This window comes from Chryseobacterium sp. JUb7, assembly GCF_024806495.1.
Lineage (GTDB): Bacteria > Bacteroidota > Bacteroidia > Flavobacteriales > Weeksellaceae > Chryseobacterium.
The window spans coordinates 14,414-34,470 of sequence record NZ_JANUFF010000010.1 but is presented as its reverse complement, the minus strand read 5'-3'; the positions used below and the strand labels follow the sequence as shown (position 1 = coordinate 34,470).

General features: G+C 36.2%; 17 protein-coding genes. 12 read left to right on the top strand and 5 right to left on the bottom strand.

Translation table 11 applies throughout. The annotated features are described in order from the left end of the window. Positions 1-2: 2 nt before the first annotated feature. From M2373_RS16650 to M2373_RS16635, 4 genes are all read right to left on the bottom strand, one after another. Positions 3-230 carry a DUF6814 family protein gene (locus M2373_RS16650; RefSeq protein WP_259112191.1) on the bottom strand — a complete coding sequence of 76 codons (228 nt, stop codon included), beginning with the start codon at positions 228-230 and terminating at the stop codon, positions 3-5. Between the two features lie 43 nt (positions 231-273). Then, positions 274-1,854 carry an MFS transporter gene (locus M2373_RS16645; protein WP_259112190.1) on the bottom strand — a complete coding sequence of 527 codons (1,581 nt, stop codon included), beginning with the start codon at positions 1,852-1,854 and terminating at the stop codon, positions 274-276. Positions 1,855-1,903: 49 nt separating this feature from the next. Then, complete coding sequence (locus M2373_RS16640; RefSeq protein WP_259112188.1) at positions 1,904-3,283, bottom strand: porin; 1,380 nt, start codon at positions 3,281-3,283, stop codon at positions 1,904-1,906. Between the two features lie 240 nt (positions 3,284-3,523). Continuing rightward, positions 3,524-3,940: a terminase gpP N-terminus-related DNA-binding protein gene (locus M2373_RS16635; protein WP_259112187.1), complete on the bottom strand. Its 417-nt coding sequence runs from the start codon at positions 3,938-3,940 to the stop codon at positions 3,524-3,526. Positions 3,941-4,100: 160 nt separating this feature from the next. On the opposite strand from M2373_RS16635, the gene M2373_RS16630 reads away from it, so the two are divergent. From M2373_RS16630 to argH, 8 genes are all read left to right on the top strand, one after another. Beyond that, positions 4,101-4,700 (top strand): GNAT family N-acetyltransferase, encoded by a 600-nt coding sequence (locus tag M2373_RS16630; RefSeq protein WP_259112185.1) that lies wholly within the window; start codon positions 4,101-4,103, stop codon positions 4,698-4,700. After that, entirely contained in the window at positions 4,672-5,865 is a 1,194-nt protein-coding gene (gene argG, locus M2373_RS16625) for an argininosuccinate synthase (RefSeq protein ID WP_259112183.1), read from the top strand. Before M2373_RS16630 ends, argG begins: the two co-directional genes overlap by 29 nt. A gap of 115 nt (positions 5,866-5,980) precedes the next feature. Next, positions 5,981-6,970, top strand: coding sequence for an N-acetyl-gamma-glutamyl-phosphate reductase (gene argC / locus M2373_RS16620; RefSeq protein ID WP_259112180.1), 990 nt, complete (start codon positions 5,981-5,983; stop codon positions 6,968-6,970). Between the two features lie 360 nt (positions 6,971-7,330). Continuing rightward, positions 7,331-8,470 (top strand): aspartate aminotransferase family protein, encoded by a 1,140-nt coding sequence (locus M2373_RS16615; protein ID WP_259112178.1) that lies wholly within the window; start codon positions 7,331-7,333, stop codon positions 8,468-8,470. Positions 8,471-8,655: 185 nt separating this feature from the next. Continuing rightward, positions 8,656-9,612: an N-acetylornithine carbamoyltransferase gene (locus M2373_RS16610; RefSeq protein WP_259112177.1), complete on the top strand. Its 957-nt coding sequence runs from the start codon at positions 8,656-8,658 to the stop codon at positions 9,610-9,612. 78 nt (positions 9,613-9,690) lie between these two features. Then, a complete protein-coding gene (gene argB, locus M2373_RS16605; RefSeq protein WP_259112175.1) occupies positions 9,691-10,485 on the top strand; it encodes an acetylglutamate kinase in 795 nt (264 codons plus the stop codon). Further along, entirely contained in the window at positions 10,460-11,542 is a 1,083-nt protein-coding gene (locus M2373_RS16600; protein ID WP_259112174.1) for a M20 family metallo-hydrolase, read from the top strand. The genes argB and M2373_RS16600 overlap by 26 nt, the downstream gene beginning before the upstream one ends. A 343-nt stretch (positions 11,543-11,885) precedes the next feature. Then, positions 11,886-13,190, top strand: coding sequence for an argininosuccinate lyase (argH, locus tag M2373_RS16595; protein ID WP_259112173.1), 1,305 nt, complete (start codon positions 11,886-11,888; stop codon positions 13,188-13,190). Positions 13,191-13,358: 168 nt separating this feature from the next. On the opposite strand, the gene M2373_RS16590 is transcribed toward argH, so the two are convergent. Next, positions 13,359-13,820 (bottom strand): Lrp/AsnC family transcriptional regulator, encoded by a 462-nt coding sequence (locus tag M2373_RS16590; protein ID WP_259112172.1) that lies wholly within the window; start codon positions 13,818-13,820, stop codon positions 13,359-13,361. Between the two features lie 243 nt (positions 13,821-14,063). Between M2373_RS16590 and M2373_RS16585 the strand changes: the two genes are divergently transcribed. The 4 genes from M2373_RS16585 to carB all read left to right on the top strand — a co-directional run bounded on the left by M2373_RS16585 (position 14,064) and on the right by carB (position 20,038). Continuing rightward, the gene (locus M2373_RS16585) at positions 14,064-14,954 is read left to right on the top strand and encodes an aspartate carbamoyltransferase catalytic subunit (RefSeq protein ID WP_259112171.1); all 891 of its coding nucleotides are present in this window, start codon (positions 14,064-14,066) and stop codon (positions 14,952-14,954) included. A 180-nt stretch (positions 14,955-15,134) separates the two neighbouring features. After that, a complete protein-coding gene (locus M2373_RS16580; RefSeq protein ID WP_259112170.1) occupies positions 15,135-16,220 on the top strand; it encodes a carbamoyl phosphate synthase small subunit in 1,086 nt (361 codons plus the stop codon). A 14-nt stretch (positions 16,221-16,234) separates the two neighbouring features. Beyond that, positions 16,235-16,681 (top strand): IS200/IS605 family transposase, encoded by a 447-nt coding sequence (tnpA, locus tag M2373_RS16575; protein ID WP_259112169.1) that lies wholly within the window; start codon positions 16,235-16,237, stop codon positions 16,679-16,681. Between the two features lie 177 nt (positions 16,682-16,858). Beyond that, entirely contained in the window at positions 16,859-20,038 is a 3,180-nt protein-coding gene (gene carB / locus M2373_RS16570) for a carbamoyl-phosphate synthase large subunit (RefSeq protein ID WP_259112168.1), read from the top strand. Positions 20,039-20,057 lie beyond the last annotated feature (19 nt).

Below are 20,057 nucleotides of genomic sequence, written 5' to 3'. Positions count from 1 at the left end.
ATTTAAACATTTTCATCAGAATATTCTCCTGTCAGCGAATAGTAACCGAAAATTGCTAATCCACCTGAGATAATCGGCATCAGAACAAATAAGATAATGATTCCGAAAACCAAGTCTTCCTGTTTCCCTGAAGAGATTTTTGGAATTCCCAACACTGTAATTCCGAAATATCCCACCACCAGCGCAATGGCTATCCAGAGTATGCCTAATATTTTTTTTAGTCCGTTCATTTTAGTAGTTTTAAAATTAATAAATTTTTAAGTGATTCTGTGCTTAATCGTGAATATTATTGTTCTTATTTTTAAGATAAAATAATCCGATGAGTAAACAGACTGCGGCAACTCCAATCGGATACCAAAGTCCTTCCAGATACCATGTTGCGTGACCAGCATCTTTTCCTGTTGTTACTAAATAGGTGGCAACTGCCGGAAGCAATCCTCCAAACACTCCGTTTCCGATGTGATAAGGCAGAGACATTGAGGTATAACGGATTCTCACCGGGAACATTTCCACCAAAAATGCTGCAATCGGGCCATACACCATCGTCACAAAAAGCACCTGAATGAAAACCAGAAATACCAAATACCATTTTGTATTATCAGCTAATTTTACTGTTTGTGAAACTTTTGCTTCTTCGGCTTTTCCGTCTTTTATGACTGCTCCGCTCGGTGACCAATGCACAACGCTGTCTTTTTTAATTAAAGTTCCGTCTGTGAAAAGAGTTTCTTTATGAAAAGTCACTAAGCTATCAGTCGCAATATCCTTATGAATTTTTGCGGTTCTTTTTTCTGTAATTCCGTTGGCTGCGACTGTTTTGGTTTCAAGATTTACGCTTTTAAACATCGCATCATAAATCGGTCTGTAGGCTAAAATAGCGACTAGCATTCCGGTCATCATAATGGCTTTTCGTCCGATTTTATCAGATAACCAACCGAAAAATACGAAGAATGGGGTTCCTAAAAGTAAAGCCGTTGCCATTAATGAATCAACCTGTGCAGATTCTACATTCATTACTTTTTGCAGGAAACTCATGGCATAAAATTGCCCTGTGTACCAAATTACCCCTTGTCCCATTGCGGCTCCGAATAACGCCAGTAAGACAAATTTGAAATTGTATTTATTGCCGAAACTTTCTTTCAAAGGATTTTTTGAAGTTTTGCCTTCACTTTTAGCCTTTGCAAAAAGAGGAGATTCTTTCATGTTTTTTCTGATGACATAAGAAACACCGACCATTAAAATGGAAATCCAAAATGGAACTCTCCATCCCCAACCATCGAATTCTTCTGCAGAAAGGGTGTTTTTGGTAATTAAAATTACAATTAATGAAATGAAAAGTCCTGCTGTTGCTGTCGTTTGAATCCATGAAGTCCAATAACCTCTTCGGTGAGGTTGTGCATATTCTGCGACATAAGTTGCGGCACCTCCATATTCTCCGCCTAGAGCTAAACCTTGTAATAATCTTAAAATTAAAACTAAAACAGGTGCCATAAATCCGATGGTTTCATAACTTGGGATGCACCCGATAAGGAATGTTGAGAATCCCATGATTAATAAAGTTACCAAAAAAGTGTATTTTCTTCCGATAATATCTCCCAATCTTCCGAAGAACAAAGCGCCGAAAGGTCTTACCACAAATCCTGCAGCAAAAGTAGCAAGCGTAGATAAAAATGCTGCGGTCGGGTTGTCTGCTGGGAAAAATTTCGTTGCTAAAACGATGGCTAAACTTCCAAAAATATAGAAGTCATACCATTCTATCAATGTGCCGAGTGATGAGGCAGTGATAACGCTCCAAATCGTGCGGTTTTTCTGCTTGTCGGTCATATTTTCGTAGGCATCGTGATGATTTTCGCTCATATTGCTTGAATTTTGATGTTAGTTTAATTGATATTGAGTTTTCTGAGTTTTATAAATAAATCTGAAACTGTACAATAAATTCTCCTTTAGATTTCGGGCTTTCCGTTGGGCTTGTGTACATTGGTCTTGTAGAATATTGTGTAGTGATTTTCGCATGATGACCATCGATAAACCAGTTTGCACCGACATCAAATTGTGATGAAGATTTATCAAAAGCTTCAAAGTTTTTGTGTGTATACGCTGCAAACGGCTGAATTCTGATTTTTGGCTTCTCGGCCTGACTTGGTAATAATAAACCAGCTTGTGCGTAGATAATATTACCTGTTCCGATGGTTGGTTGTAGATTTCCCGGTCCTGCAATGGCTTTATCACCGATGAAATTTGGATCTGATGAAGCGATATTCATAATTCCTAAATTTCTGATATAATTCGGTCCAAATTGATAGTTGTAATAACCTGCATATGCTGAAACCGCCATTTTATTTTTTGCATTTCCCAAAGGAATATCTGCGAAAGCATCCACGGCAACGAGTGTAATGTCGTGTTTTTCTATGTTTGAATTCACGGAAGTTCGTGTTCCGTCTTTTTGATGATAAAAACCTGCACCTACATTGAAAACCTTCTTCGTTCCCAGATAAGAACCCACTTTGAAAGGCAATAAATTCGATTCTTCATCCAAAAATTGATATTCAACATAACCTGCTTTTGAAAAGTTTGGATTTCCGTTGTTGTCGACGGCTATAGCTTTTGCTGGATCTGTAACGTTTGTAGGTATTAAATCTGTTGCAAAAGGTTTGTTTAAGCTAAAACGATATTCAAATTTTCCATATTTTCCTTTCGCGAACATTCCTAATTGCCTTGCAAATTGGTCGGAATTATCAATCAAAGGCCATGAAAAAATAGGGGAATCAACGGTAAGGAAATTCAATGTTGAAGCCATGGTCATACGGGAAAGTCCCATGTAATAATGTAATCCCGCTCCTAAAGATAAACTGAATTTTCCAGCTTCTCCAGGTAAAATAACTGCGTATTCGTTCCAGGCATCGTGGAAAAACATTTGTGGTTTTTTACCATTTCCGTAACCTCCTGTTCCTGAAGTCCCTGAGCCACCGCCGTTGATAAATGTTTGATTATTAATTCCAAAATGCGCTAAAATCATGTATCTTTTGGAAATCTGAGCATACGCCAGAGCGCGTAATCGTCTGTTGCCTAGACTCCAGGAATTGTCAGTAGTTTCACCACCCACCATACTTCCTGGGTTCATTTGGGTGTTTCTCAACCAAAATTGGTCCCACAAAATAAATCTGACGTATTTATCGCCTTGCTGATTTAAGTTAATTTTCAGTCCACTTCCATAATCAGGCGAACCTTGAGAATATAAAGAATTGCTGATTAAAGCCAATCCAATAAAAGTGAGTGATTTCTTCATAAATTATCAATTTTTGGCGTTGTTTTTTATGAAGACCAAATTGTAATTAATAATTTGTTTGAAGAAATTTAATATATATTAGTGCTAATTATATAGTTATGAGTTTTAAGTTATGAATTATGAGTTTTTAAAATGTTTTAATTTTTAAATTTAGTATATTGATTTATTGTGTTTTAAGTTGTTTCATGCATGATAAATAAACTCATAACTTATAATTCAAAACTTATAATCCCAAAAATCCTATTTTTTAAATCTTTCCCATTTGATCAGCATATATTTGTCGGCAAATTGAGTGATAATTAAACCTGAATTTTTTAAGTTTTCTTCTTTGGACATATATTCAATGAGCTCATTTTGTTTTAAAATTTTATACACGGGATGGAATTCTGAGTGGGGTGGTCTTGTGATATTATATTTCTTGATCCAGGAGCTGATCGTAACGTGAGAAACGCCTATGATTCGCTCTATTTCGCGGAAGCTTAAACCTTCAAGATAAAGTTGTAATGCTTTTGTTACGTAATAATCGTCTATTTTTTTTCCGAGCTTTTTAACCGTAAAATAATAGTTGCAGTCTTTGCAGAGGAAGCGTTGTTTTTCGTTCACGATTCCGCTTTTCACCACTTTAGAGCTATTGCATTTTGGGCATTGATTTTCCATAACTATATCTTTTTAGCAAATATATAATAACTTAGCAAAATGTTAATTCAATGTAAAGATAATTTTACCTGTGTATTTCATTAAAACAAAAATATTATCTTTTTTATTTGGTTTTTAAAGTTATTATGTTTTAAATTTGCCAAAAAATTCAGATAAATAAATGGAAATAGAAATTTCCTCATCCATACATCTGATGTATGTGAGTGAAATACAGCAGGAAATGTACGATTCTGCACAGCGACGAGGGACGGGTATTGCGAAACGTTCCATAGAATATTTAAGTAAAAAGATTTCAGAAGGCAATGCTGTGGTAGCTACTGAAAATGGAGAGTGGGTAGGTTTCTGCTATATAGAAACCTGGTCGCATGGTCAGTTTGTGGCCAATTCCGGATTAATTGTTTCACCAAATTTCAGGAACAGAGGAGTCGCAACTTTAATTAAGAATAAAGTTTTCCAGTTATCTAGAGATAAATATCCGAATGCGAAAGTATTTGGATTGACAACAGGTTTGGCAGTCATGAAAATCAACAGTGACTTAGGATACAAACCTGTTATTTATTCTGAATTGACACAGGATGAAGAATTCTGGAACGGTTGCAAAAACTGTGTGAATTATGAAATTTTAATGAAAAAAGAACGTAAAAACTGCCTTTGTACAGCAATGCTTTTCGTTCCGGATAATAATAAAGTAAATGGTGTTGTAAGTAATCAGCCCGAAAATCAATATAGAAATGAGCAAGAAAGTAATCTTAGCGTTTAGCGGAGGTCTCGATACCTCTTACTGTGCCAAATATTTGAGTGAAACACTTGGATATGAGGTGTATGCAGTCACTGTAAATACCGGAGGTTTTTCTAAAGAAGAGGAAAAAGAACTGGAGAAAAAAGCCTTCAATCTTGGGGTAAAGGAATACAGGTGTGTAGATGCTCAGGAGGATTATTACAATTCTTGTGTGAAGTATTTGATATTTGGAAATGTGTTGAAAAACAATACCTATCCTTTGTCTGTAAGTGCTGAGCGTACGATTCAGGCGCAGGAAATTGCAAAATTTGCCATTGAAATCGGGGCTGATGCCATCGCTCACGGAAGTACGGGAGCTGGAAATGATCAGGTACGTTTTGATTTGATCTTCCAAGTAATGTGTCCGAATGTGGAAATCATTACGCCAATTCGTGATATGGCTTTATCTCGCGAAGAAGAAATTGAGTTTTTGAAAATCCACGGTTATGAAATGGAATTCCAAAAAGCACAATATTCTGTGAATAAAGGACTTTGGGGAACTTCAGTCGGTGGAAAAGAAACTTTAACATCAAGAAATTATCTTCCTGAAGAAGCTTTTCCTTCGCAAATTAAAGAAACTCAGCCTTCAGAACTGGAAATTGAGTTTAAAAATGGTGAAGTTGTAGCGGTAAACGGTGAAAATTTTGAACACTCGGTTTATGCCATTCAAAAAATTGAAGAATTAGCTTCAGCTTACGGAATCGGTCGTGACATCCATGTTGGAGATACAATTGTCGGAATCAAAGGAAGAGTAGGTTTTGAAGCGGCAGCAGCGTCTGTGATTATCAAAGCACACCATTTATTGGAAAAACATACGCTCTCAAAATATCAGCAGATGATGAAATCTCAATTGTCTGACTGGTATGGAAACTGGCTTCACGAAGCACTTTTCTTAGATCCTGTGATGAGAAATATCGAGTCTTTTTTGGATGATTCTCAAAAAACAGTAAGCGGAAAAGTTTTTGTAACGCTTCATCCGTACAGATTTATCTTAAATGGAATTGAATCTAAGCATGATCTAATGTCCGATAAATTCGGAAGTTATGGCGAAGCAAACAGAGCATGGACAGGCGAAGATGTGAAAGGCTACACGAAAATTGTAAGTAATTCCTTAAATATATATCATCAGATTAATTCAGCGTTTTGATGATGAACCCGTAGGGTTCAATAGGAATAGCCGTAGGTGAAACCTATGGATTAAAAAAGATCAACATAAACAGAGAACCCGCAGGGTTCAATAACAGTAGCCGTAGGTGAAACCTATGGCAAAAATAAAAATGATTGAAATTAATAAAACAGCAGGAATTATCGGTGCCAACGGTTACACAGGAAGCGAACTGGTTCGTCTGCTGGCTTTTCATCCTCATGTGTCTTTGAGTTTTTTATATAGTCGTTCGAATTCGGGGACAAAAATTTCAGATTTGTACCCGGATTTAACGACGGTTTGTGAAATGGTTTTAACAGATCAGCCTGAAGAGGTAGATATTTTATTTTTATGTCTTCCTCACAAAGAAAGTCAGAATTGGCTGGCTCAAAATGGAGTAAAAGATGAAACTTTGGTCATCGATTTAGGAAATGATTTTCGTTTAGATGGAAATTTCGCAAACAGAAGTTTTATCTACGGTCTGCCTGAAATTAACAAAAAACAACTTTTAGGAGCGAAAAGTATTGCAAATCCGGGATGTTTTGCTACGGCGATTCAACTGGCTTTGCTTCCATTAGCTCAAAAAGGATTGTTGAATGAAGTGTACACAACGGGAATTACAGGTTCTACAGGAGCGGGTCAGTCTTTGCAGGCAACGACGCATTTTACCTGGAGGAATGATAATATTTCAGCCTATAAAACTTTGACCCACCAGCATGTGGATGAGATTTTACAGCAATTAGTTTCTTTTAATACAAATGAAATCAGTCTGAATTTTGTTCCATGGAGAGGGGATTTTGCGAGAGGGATTTTTACGAGTTCCACGGTGAAGACAGATTTAGAACTTTCAGATATTCATCAATTGTTTAAGGATTTTTATGCAGATGAACCTTTTGTAAAGGTAAGCGAAAAAGCAATTGATTTAAAGCAGGTTGTCAATACCAATCGCTGTGTGATTCATATAGAAAAGAGTGGAAATTTTGCGGTTATTCACTCAGCGATTGACAATTTGTTGAAAGGAGCGTCCGGGCAGGCTGTTCAAAACATGAATCTTGCAATGGACTGGGAAGAAAATTCAGGATTAAACTTGAAACCAGTAGCATTTTAATATCAAAGTAAAAGGTTTGTCCTGCTGAGCTTGTCGAAGCATCTCTATCGTAGTTTTTAATTAATTTTAAAAACTCGAATCAAAACCGACCTAGGAAAATGGAGCGTTAAGAAAATTGAAATTTAATCCGTTAAGAAATTCCCACTGTTTGAGCACTAGGCAAGCTTTCAATCGAAGAACAAATCTTCAATTCGTGCGAGTTTTGGGGATTTTAGGATTTAATTTAAATTTTTAGCGAAAGTTTCCAAGTCTTGAACTTTTGTTTCTTTTGTTTCAAGACAAAAGAAAAATTAGAAAAGAAAAATTTAAAGATGAAGTTGTAAAACTAACAACTATCAACCAACAACAATCAACTAGAAAATGAATTTATTCAACGTATATCCATTATTCAACATAAATCCGGTAAAAGCTCAGGGATCATTTCTTTGGGACGATAAAGGAGAAAAATATCTTGATTTTTACGGAGGTCACGCAGTGATTTCTATCGGGCACAACCATCCGCATTATCAAACTCAATTAAAAAACCAGTTAGATAAAATATCTTTCTATTCAAATTCGGTTCAGAATGAATTGCAGAATGAATTGGCTGAAAAATTAGGAAAACTTTCAGGGTTGGAAGATTACAACTTGTTTTTATGTAATTCAGGAGCTGAAGCAAATGAAAATGCTTTAAAACTGGCGTCTTTCCACAACGGAAAGAGCAAGGTTCTTTACTTTTCAGGCTCGTTTCATGGAAGAACTTCAGCCGCGGTTTCTGTCACTGATAATCCTAAAATTGTTGCTCCGGTAAACTATGACGAAAGATTTATTAAATCTGAATGGAATAATATAGAACAGCTTGAAACTGTTTTTAAAAATCAGGGAAGTGAAATTTCATCCGTAATTATTGAAGGAATTCAGGGAGTTGGAGGAATTATGATTCCAACGGTTGAATTTTTAACGAAAATCAAAGAACTGTGCGAAAAATATGATGTGGTTTTGATTTTAGATGAAGTTCAGTCCGGTTATGGAAGAAGCGGATATTTCTTTGCTCATCAGGAATTTGGAATTGAAGCCGATATCATTACAACAGCAAAAGGAATGGGGAATGGTTTCCCAATCGGTGGTGTTTTGATTCATCCGAAATTTAAGGCAAGCAACGGTTTATTGGGCACAACATTTGGCGGAAATCACTTAGCTTGTGTCGCTGCGATTGCCGTTTTAGACGTGATGAAAGATGAAAATCTCATCCAAAATGCTCAGGAAATGGGCGAATATATTGAAAATGAAATTAAAGATTTTCCACATATTAAAACGATCCGAAGGAAAGGCTTGATGATTGGAATTGAACTCGATAGGGATTGCTCAGAAGTGAGGAACAGCCTGTTGTACAATCATCATATTTTCACCGGAAACTCCAATGATAAGGCTGTGTTGAGGATTCTTCCGGCACTTAACATTCAAAAAGAAGAAACTGATTTATTCATCAGTGCTTTGAAAACTGTTTTAGAAAATCTTTAAATTTTAATTAACCACAAAATTTTAACCACTTTAGTTTAATTAAGTTAAAAAATAAAGTTGAAGAAGTTCACTTAAGATTTTGAAAATCTTTGATTTTCAACTCATGTGTTCTAAGTATTTCAATATTATAAAACTTTTAAAGTGTACTAATGTGTTAAAACTTTTTGGTTTAAAATCAATTCAAAATGAAAAAATTTACCTCTGTAAGTGATGTTGAAAACTTACAGGAAATCATACAAAAAGCTTTACAAATTAAAGAAAATCCTCTTTCGGAAACCGAAAAGGGAAAAGGAAAAACAATTGGACTTGTCTTTTTAAATTCAAGTTTGAGAACCCGTTTAAGCAGTCAGATTGCGGCACAAAATTTAGGCTTAAATGTATTAACGTTAAACGCAGCTCAAGAGGCCTGGAATCTGGAATTTGCAGACGGAGCTGTGATGAACGGCGACACTGTTGAACACATAAAAGATGCTATTGAAGTGTTAAATCAATATTGTGACATCATTGCGGTTCGTTGTTTCGCTGGAATGAAAAGCAAGGAAGATGATGTTAACGAAAGTATTTTAAGTCAGTTCGAGCAACATGCAAAAGTTCCGGTTATCTCTTTGGAATCTGCAACGCGTCACCCTTTACAAAGTTTGGCAGATTGTATCACGATTACAGAAAACTGGAAGGAAGAAAAAAAACCGAAAGTGGTTTTAACTTGGGCTCCTCACATCAAACCAATTGCCCATGCGGTAGGAAATTCTTTCGCAGAATGGATGCAGGAAATGGATGTGGAATTGGTGATTGCGAATCCTGAAGGTTATGATTTGGATAAAAACTTCACCAAAGATGTTAAAATAATCCATAATCAGGATGAAGCGTTAAAAGATGCAGATTTTGTGTATGTGAAAAACTGGTCGTCTTTTGATGATTATGCAGCAATACCTGAAGTAAAAGAAAGCTGGATGCTGACGAATGAAAAACTTGAAAATACCAATCAGGCAAAAGTAATGCACTGTCTTCCGGTTCGTCGTAACGTGGAATTGAGTGACGAGGTAATGGATGGCGAAAATTCTATCATTTACCAACAGGCAAAAAACCGAATTTTCTCTGCTCAGGCGGTTTTTTCTGAAATTTTGGAAGGTTTGAATTCTTAACAACTAAACCTCATAGGTTTTAAAAACCTATGAGATTTACAATCGCAAACCTTGACAAGGTTCTAAAAAAGGTTTGTAATGAAGGAAAAATTATACATCATAAAAATCGGAGGTGCTTTAATTGATGATGAGGAATTATTGAACGAATTTCTGGAGCAGTTTTCTGATATTCAGGAAAAGAAAATTCTGGTTCATGGAGGGGGAAAATTAGCAACCACATTGGCTGATAAACTAGGCGTTGAACAAAAAATGATTAACGGACGAAGAATCACAGATAAAGATACATTGGATATTGTAGCAATGGTATATGCGGGAGGAATCAACAAAAATATTGTGGCGAAACTTCAGCATAAAAAATGCAAAGCAATGGGGTTTTCGGGGGCTGATGCCAACTTAATTAAGGCTAAAAAAAGAGAACACGCCGAAATAGATTTCGGGTTTGTAGGAGATATTACTGAAAAAAGCGTCAACAGAAAGTTGATTTCAAAGTTATTGAAGCTTGAATTGGTTCCTGTATTCTCTGCGATTACTCATGATAAAAAAGGACATCTTTTTAATACAAATGCAGACACGATTGCTTCGGTGATTGCTCAGGCTTTATCAATAAAATATGATGTTGAATTGTTGTATTGTTTCGATAAAGAAGGCGTTTTGGAAGATGTAAACAATCCAGAATCTGTTATAAAAAATATTTCCGAAGGAGAGTTTTCAATCTTAAAAGAGGAAGGGAGACTTCATAAAGGAATTCTTCCAAAGTTAGAAAACGCTTTGGGAGCTGTGAAAAATAAAGTCAATAAGGTATTCTTAATTAAAGAAACCGAACTAAAAAACCATATAGAAAATCATCATGCAGGAACTGAAATCTGTTTATAATAAAGAAGAATTACTGAATAACGCAGTAGATTTGTTGAAAAAACTGATTGAGATTCCGTCATTCAGCAAGGATGAATTTAATACGTCGATGGAGATTGAAAATTTTTTCAAAAAACATCAGATTCCAACAAAACGTTTTAAAAATAATATCTGGGCGGTGAACAAAAATTTTGATGTTTTCAAGCCGTCAATTTTGTTGAATACCCATCATGACACGGTAAAACCAAATAAAGCTTACACTTTAGATCCGTTTCTTGCCATTGAGAAGGATGGAAAGTTATTCGGATTGGGAAGTAATGATGCGGGGGCTTCTCTGGTTTCGATGGCGCAGGTTTTTTTACATTTTTATGCTCAAGAAGATTTAAAATATAATTTAGTTATTGCTTTGACGGCTGAGGAGGAGATTTCAGGGTTTGACGGGATCGAAGCTTTATTTCCGCAGCTTCCGAATGTGGAGTTCGCTATTGTAGGAGAGCCAACGCAGATGAATCTGGCGATTGCGGAAAAAGGACTTTTGGTCATTGACGGGGAAATGAAAGGTACTCCTTCTCACGCCGCTCATCCTAATGACGATAACTCGATTGTGAAATGTATGGAAGATTTGCAGCAAATTTTAAACTTCAAATTTCCGAAGGTTTCAGATTATTTAGGTGAAGTTAAAGTTACGCTTTCGGGAATTCATGCCGGAGTTCAGCATAATGTAGTTCCGGAATCGTGTGCTTTCACGTTGGATGTGAGGGTTACAGATGAATATTCTAATAAAGAAGCGTTTGAAATTATTCAGGCGCAGATGAAATCGACCTTAACGGCAAGGTCTTTCAGATTAAATTCATCAAAAATTGAAATGGAACATCCTTTTGTACAGGCCGGTCTGGAAATCGAAAGGACAACTTACGGTTCACCCACTTCATCCGATCAGGCGATTATTCCTTGTACATCAGTGAAAATCGGTCCTGGCGACAGCAGGCGCTCCCATACGGCGGATGAATTTATTTACATCAATGAAATAAAAGAAGGAATTGAGATTTATATCGAAATTCTAGAGAAAGTTTTATAGGCTGGAAGCTGGAAGAGGGATGAAGGAGGTTTTTGAGTGTTACAATAAAACTCTTTCAGTTTTCAAAAAATATAGGGAAGAAGTAGAATGGTGAGGTGTGAGGATTAACTTCCAGCATCCAGCTTCATACTTCCATTCCAAACAATTTATTTTAGTTAGTTTTTTTAATGTTTTGACCTTACTCAGCAGGCGATGAAGTTTGAATATTTTTAATAAAGATTTATGCAAAAATTTACAATTAAAAATGAAAGGCTTTACATGTGGAAATGTTTATTGCTTGTACAAAATAATAAGGGTGTCCTGCTGAGTTGTCAAAACAAACTAAATTTTTAAAGAAAAAAATATGAAAAAAATTTGGCAGAAAGATGACCTTGCCACCAATATATTAGTCAATACATTTACAGTTGGAAAAGATCTTGACTTTGATGAGCGTTTAGCAAAATATGATGTTAAAGGCTCGATGGCGCACTGTAAAATGTTGGCCGAAGTTGGAATTATTTCCAATGAAGAATCAGAGCAGATGTTATCTGTTTTGGAAGAAATTTTGAAAGATATCGAAAACGGAACTTTTGAAATTGATAAAACTGCGGAAGACATTCACTCGCAGGTAGAATCTATCTTAATTGAAAAATTAGGGGATACAGGAAAAAAAATTCATACAGCACGTTCAAGAAATGACCAAGTTTTATTGGATATCAAACTATATTTAGTTGATGAAATTCGTGAAATTGCGGCACTGACAGATGAATTCTTTCAAATATTAATCAAACTGGCAGATCAGCATAAAAATGTTCTGCTTCCTGGGTATACGCATTTACAGATTGCGATGCCATCATCGTTTGGATTGTGGTTTGGAGCATATGCTGAAGCATTGCTAGATGATGTTGAAATGTTGTTCTCGGTTAAAAATATCATTAATAAAAATCCATTGGGTTCTGCTGCGGGCTATGGTTCGTCTTTCCCGATCGACCGTGAGAGTACGACCTATAATTTAGGTTTCCAATCGATGAATTACAATTCGGTGTATGCTCAAATGACGCGTGGAAAATCAGAGAAAATGTTATCGATGGCAATGGCAACTTTGGCAGGAACATTGGGGAAATTTGCTTATGATGTTTGCCTGTATTTAAGTCAGAATTTTGATTTTATAAGCTTTCCTAAAGAGTTTACAACGGGAAGCAGCATCATGCCACATAAGAAAAATCCTGATATTTTCGAATTGGTTCGTGCACGTTGCAACAGAATCCAGTCGTTGCCGAATGAGTTTATTTTGTTAACAAATAACCTGCCTTCAGGCTATCACAGAGATATGCAGCTGACGAAGGAAATTCTTTTCCCTGCCATTGATTCTTTAAAAGAATGCTTGGAGATTTTAAGTTATACATTGCCAAATATTCAGGTGAAAGATGGAATTCTGGAAGACGAAAAGTATAAATATCTTTTCAGCGTAGAGAAAATAAATGAAGAGGTGAAAAATGGGAGTTCATTCCGTGATGCGTATGTAAAAGTAGGGCAGGAGATTGAAAATAATGAGTTTGATTTTGAAATCGGAAATCTGAATCATACTCATCAGGGAAGTATTGGAAATCTATGTTTAGATAAAATAGAATATCAGTTTAATAAACTGAAAAATAAATTATTGGGTTGATTTTAAACAAAAGAATGTTTAAGATTGATGATGAGATGCTTCGACAAGCTCAGCATGACAACGCTACAAATGAATCGCTAATAAAAAACGTTAGTATTAGAGATGTCATGCTGAGCGAAGTCGAAGCATCTTTAATTTATTAAGAAAAAATTAGGTTTAAATAAAATTTTAATCCAAATCAATTTTAAACTTAGTGGATTTTTTTACCTCGTGAAGTACGATAGAACTGTGGTATTGTCCGATATTAGGAATGTTTGAAATAATGTTTACGGCAAATTCATTATAAGAATTAATATCCTTAGCAATGATTTTCAACATATAATCATATTCTCCGGAAAGACTGATTATTTCCTGAACTTCATCGTGTTTTCCGATGTTTTTTTCGAATGTTTCCAATACTTTTTGAGATTGTTCTTTCAGACGGACGTTGCAGTAAACGACAATATTTAGACCTAATTTTTCACGGTTTAAAAGACCTACATATTTCTCAATAATTCCCTGTTTCTCCAATTGTTTGATACGTTCATAGGTCGGAGTAAAGGTAAGACCAATCTTTTCTGAAATTTCTTTCACCGAATAAGTAGAGTCTTCCTGAATAATACTGAGAATCATTTTGTCTTTTAAATCCATATAATAAGGTTGAGTTGTAACAAAAATAGTATTTAAAAATGAAAATAAGGAGAGATTAAAGTTTTTTAATTTATTTGAAACTTTGGTTTTGGTGGTTTGTAAAATTTTTGTATCTTTGCACCTAATGAATAACACAGTATTTATATCATTAGAATTACCGGGCGTAGACGCCCTTTACGATATTTATTTATAGTAAGCGAAGATATTTTCTTCGCTTTTTTTTTGTGAAAAAATTAAAATATTATGTTTACGATTACAGAACTAAGCACCGAGAGAATCAACAGTATAGTAACAGAAGCACTGGCTTTTGCAAACGGAAAAACTGCCAAAATTGAAGGGGAAGTTTTTTGCTCAAACCTTTTCTTCGAAGACAGTACAAGGACGAAAACAAGTTTTGATATTGCTGAAAGAAAGCTGGGATTACAGGTGGTTCCTTTTGATGCGTCTCACAGTTCGGTAAACAAAGGAGAAAGTCTTTATGATACGGTAAAAACTATTGAAAGTCTTGGAGTAAATCTTGTTGTAATCAGAGATAAGAAAGACCGATATTTTGACGAATTAACTCAAATTAAAATTCCTGTCATCAACGGGGGAGACGGAACCGGAAATCACCCATCTCAATGTATGCTGGATTTGATGACTATTTATCAGGAATTCGGAAAATTTGAAGGTTTAAAAATTGGGATTGTAGGTGATGTAAAACACAGTCGTGTTGCGAATTCAAACGCAGAAGCTTTGAGAAGATTAGGCGCTAAAGTTTACTTCTCAGGACCGGAACAATGGTTTGACGAAGGTGCTCTGATCAACGGGACCTATCTTTCAGTAGATGAGCTGATTAATGAAGTGGATGTTTTGATGTTATTAAGAATCCAGCACGAAAGACACGATGCAAAAATGAGTTTCTCGGCTTCAGATTATCACAGAAAATACGGTTTGACGAAAGAAAGAGAAAAAGCGATGAAAAGAGAGGCGATTATCATGCACCCAGCTCCAATCAACAGAGGAGTGGAAATTGATACAGACCTTGTAGAATGTGAACGTTCAAGAGTTTTTAAACAAATGCAGAACGGTGTTTTCGCAAGAATGGCAATTTTAAAAGAAGCCTTAGAAAAAGAAGGATATACTTTTAAATAAGAGCTAAGTTAAAAGATTAAAGTAGAACGTACTCCAATTTCCCTATTCTGGAGGGGTGGCGAAAATTCAAAAAATTTTTGACGGGGTGGTTCAAACAATAAATAGAAAAAATAAGAAATAAAATAACAGAATGCAGAAGTCTAGCTTCTAATTTCTAAAATCTAATATCTAATTTAAAAAATGAAGAAAAAGTTAATACTGGAGTCCGGTGAAGTGTTTCATGGAGAAGGTTTCGGAGCAGAATTGGAAACTGCAGGAGAAGTGGTTTTCAATACCGGAATGACAGGGTATCAGGAACTGATCTCTGACCCGTCTTACTGCGGTCAGATTGTTTGTATGACCTATCCGCTTATCGGAAACTATGGGATTAATAGAGATGATTATGAGAGTATTGAGCCGGCTATAAAAGGTCTTATCGTAAAAGAACTTTGTGATTTGCCGTCGAATTTCCGTACTCAGATTACTTTAGATGAATTATTTAAAAAGAAACACCTTTCAGGAATTTCAGGAATCGATACAAGAAGACTGACAAGAATTCTTCGTAACTCCGGAGTAGTGAAAGGAAAAATCGTAAACGCTGATACGGATGATCAGGCAATCATTTCAGAATTAAAATCTACAACGTTCCCTACAAATCAGGTGGAGCAGGTTTCTACAAAAACACCTTATGCCAATCCTGGAAGAGGTTTTAAAGTAGTACTGGTAGATTTCGGTTCGAAATTAGGTATTATCAGAGAATTATCTCAGAGAAATTGCGATATCATCGTTGTTTCACATGATACAACTGCAGAAGAAATCTTATTAATGAATCCAGACGGAATCATGTTATCAAACGGTCCTGGAGATCCGGAAGATAACCAACAGGCTTTGGAAATGATCCGCGGATTATTAGGAAAAGTTCCAATTTTCGGAATTTGTTTAGGACACCAATTAATCGGTTTGGCTTGCGGCGCGAAAACGTTCAAGTTAAAATTCGGACACAGAGGTGGGAATCACCCGGTATTGGATTTAGAGAAAAACAAAGTAGCGATTACTTCTCAAAACCACGGTTATGCAGTTGATCAGGAAAGTTTAAAAGATACAGATTTAATTGAAACTCACATCGCATTAAATGACAGAACGAACGAAGGTCTGAAACATAAAATTCACCCTTGTTTCTCTGTTCAGTATCACCCGGAAGCAAGTCCAGGCCCTGAAGATGCGAACTATTTATTCGATGATTTCATCCACTTGATGGAGGATTTTAAGAATAAGAAGAATCAATAAATTTAGAAATATAAATGTCAACTTTTCGCCAAATATATTATCAGATTGTATTCAGTACTAAGCACAGAAAATCTGTGTTGAATATTGAGCATGAAGATGAATTATACAAATATATTTGGGGAATTGTTAAAAATAAAAACTGTAAACTTTATAGGATTAATGGAATGCCGGATCATATTCATTTATTTATAGATCTGCATCCATCAGTTTCTTTAAGCAGTTTTGTAAAAGATATCAAAGTTTCAACAAACTTATGGATAAAGCAAAGCGGATTATTTCCTGATTTTGAAGAATGGCAGAGTGGCTATGGCGCATTCACTTATTCGGAAAGAGAGAAAGATATAATTGTCAATTATATTAAAAATCAAAAAGAACATCATAAGAATGAATCTTTTGAAGATGAATATAAAAATTTGCTAAAATCTAATGGAGTTGAATTTGACGAAAAATATCTTTGGTAAATAATATTCAACCCATTTCATGGGTTGTCGGAATGATTTAATTATCCAATCCATAGGTTTCACCTACGGCTATTAAGATTCAGCCACTTCGTGGCTGCTCAAAAAGATAAAGAACCACGAAGTGGTTCAACAACAATAGCCACGGATGAAATCCATGGAACAATAAAAAAGAAAAAAATGAAAAGAAACGACATAAAAACAATTTTAGTAATCGGTTCAGGACCTATCATCATCGGTCAGGCGGCGGAATTTGATTACGCAGGAACGCAGGCTTGTCTGTCTTTGAAGGAAGAGGGCTACAAGGTAATTTTGATCAATTCAAACCCTGCAACGATTATGACGGATGTTGAAATCGCAGATAAAGTATACATCGAGCCGATTTCACTTCAGTTTGTAAGTCATATCATCAGAAAAGAGCGTCCGGATGCACTTTTACCGACTTTGGGAGGGCAAACCGGTCTGAATATGGCAGTAGAATTGGAAAAATCAGGAATTCTTGAAGAATGTAAAGTTGAGGTTTTAGGAACTAAACTTTCGGCGATCAACAGAGCGGAGGACAGAGATTTGTTCCGTGAATTGATGAGAGAATTGAACGAGCCGGTTCCAGAATCAGATATCGTAAATACGGTTGAAGGAGCATTAAGGTTTGCTGATGAGATCGGATATCCTGTCATTGTTCGTCCTGCCTTCACAATGGGAGGAACAGGAGGAGGTATCGCTTCCAACGAAACTGAACTGAAAGAGATTGCTGAATTAGGATTAAAATATAGTCCTGTTACCCAATGTCTTATCGAAAAATCAATTGCAGGTTTCAAAGAAATTGAATATGAGGTAATGCGTGATGCAAACGACAACGCGATTGTGGTTTGTAACATGGAAAATATAGATCCGGTTGGAGTCCACACAGGAGATTCAATCGTTGTGGCGCCTTCTCAGACGCTTTCTGACAGAGAGTATCAATTGTTGAGAAATGCATCACTAAAAATCATCAGAGCACTAGGAATCGAAGGTGGATGTAACGTACAGTTGGCTTTAGATCCACATTCATTCGAATATTATATCATCGAGGTGAACCCGAGAGTTTCCCGTTCATCAGCATTAGCATCAAAAGCAACAGGATATCCGATTGCAAAAATTGCAGCGAAAATTGCGGTAGGATTGACTCTTGATGAAATCATGAATCCGGTTACAGGAAAAACGTACGCTTGTTTTGAGCCTGCTTTGGATTATGTAGTAACTAAATTCCCAAGATTCCCTTTTGATAAATTCGAAACAGCGGACAGAAGATTATCAACACAGATGAAAGCGACGGGTGAGGTAATGGCGATCGGAAGAAATTTCGAAGAGTCTTTACAGAAAGCAATCCGTTCTCTTGAAACTGGAATTAAGCATATCGGTTTAAAAAAGAAGCAGGCTGAAGCTCTTACAGCGGAAGAAATCGAAAGAAGAATCAGAGTTTGTGATGACGAAAGATTGTTCATCATCGGAGATGCTTTAAGAAGAGGTTACGACTGGGAGCAAATCGTAGAATGGAGTAAAATTGATAAATTCTTCATCTGGAAAATCAAGAAATTAATTGATTTCGAAAAAGTAATTGCTGAAAATAAATTCAACAAAGACACTTTACTGGAAGCTAAAAAATTAGGTTTTGCGGATGTAAATATCGCAGTTCTTTGGGATGTAACAGAGCGTGAAATCTTCAATTTCAGAAAAGAAAACGGAGTAATGCCGGTTTTCAAAATGGTAGATACCTGCGCTGCGGAATTCGAATCTGAAACGCCATATTTCTACGGAACTTACGAAGAAGAAAACGAAAGTGTAGTTTCAGACAAAGAGAAAATCATCGTTCTAGGTTCAGGACCAATCAGAATAGGACAGGGAGTTGAATTCGATTACGCGACAGTTCACTCAGTTTGGGCAATCAAAGAAATGGGCTACGAAGCGATTATCATCAACAACAACCCTGAAACAGTTTCTACAGACTTCTCAATTTCAGATAAATTATACTTTGAACCTTTAACGGAAGAAGATGTAATGAACATCATCGATCTTGAAAAACCAAAAGGTGTTGTGGTACAGTTTGGTGGACAAACAGCCATCAACTTAGCGGATAAATTGGCTTCTCACGGAGTTCAGATTTTAGGAACTTCTCTGGAGGATCTTGACAGAGCTGAAAACAGAGATAAGTTCGAAAAAGCCCTTCAGGAAATGGGAATTCCTCAGCCTTTAGGAAAAACTTCGACTTCAAAAGAAGAAGCGATAAAAATTGCCAACGAAATCGGTTATCCGGTATTGGTTCGTCCAAGCTACGTATTGGGAGGTAGAGCCATGGAAATTGTTTACACAGAAACGGAATTAGCTCACTATATGGAGTTTGCGGTAGAAGCAAGCCCTGATCAGCCAATCTTAGTCGACAAATATATGGTCGGAAAAGAGATCGAAATTGATGCGATCTGCGACGGTGAAACGGTTATCATTCCGGGAATTATGGAACACATTGAAAGAGCGGGAGTTCACTCCGGAGACTCAATTGCAGTGTATCCTCCTCAGAATATTTCACAAAGCGAAATCGAAACGCTGGTAGATTACACGCAAAGACTTGCTGAAGGATTGAATGTGATTGGATTAATGAATATTCAGTACGTTCTTTTCGAAGGAAATGTGTATGTAATCGAAGTAAATCCACGTTCATCAAGAACGGTTCCTTTCTTATCTAAAATTACGGAAGTTCCGATGGCTAATTTGGCTACAAAAGCAATTTTAGGTAAAAAACTGACGGATTTAGGCTACAAAAACGGATTGGTTCCAAATAAAGAAGGTGTTTTCGTAAAAGTTCCTGTGTTCTCTTTCTCAAAACTAACGAAGGTTGACATCTCTCTAGGACCAGAAATGAAGTCTACAGGAGAAGTTATGGGGAAAGACACAACTTTGGAAAAAGCATTGTACAAAGGATTGGTCGCGGCAGGAAGAAAAGTTCCGATGCACGGTTCGATCTTGTTCACAGTAGCGGATAAACACAAGCAGGAAGCGGCAGATTTGGCAGCGAGATTCCATGAAGTTGGTTTCAGAATCTGGGCAACGGAAGGAACTGCAAAATTCTTCGAAGAAAAAGGAATTCCTTGCAAAATAGGCTACAAAATCGGAGAGGAGAGTGTTAATCTGATCGATCTGATTCAGAAAGGAAAAGTTCAATACGTTGTGAACACGACTACGAAAGGAAAACAAGCTGAAAGAGATGGTTTCCAAATCAGAAGAATGAGTGTGGAAAACGGTGTTCCTTGTTTAACATCAATGGATACGGTTGAAGCAATTCTGAAGGTTATCGAAAGTATGAGTTTCAAAATGGAAACGATGTAATTTTCAGATTAAAATATTT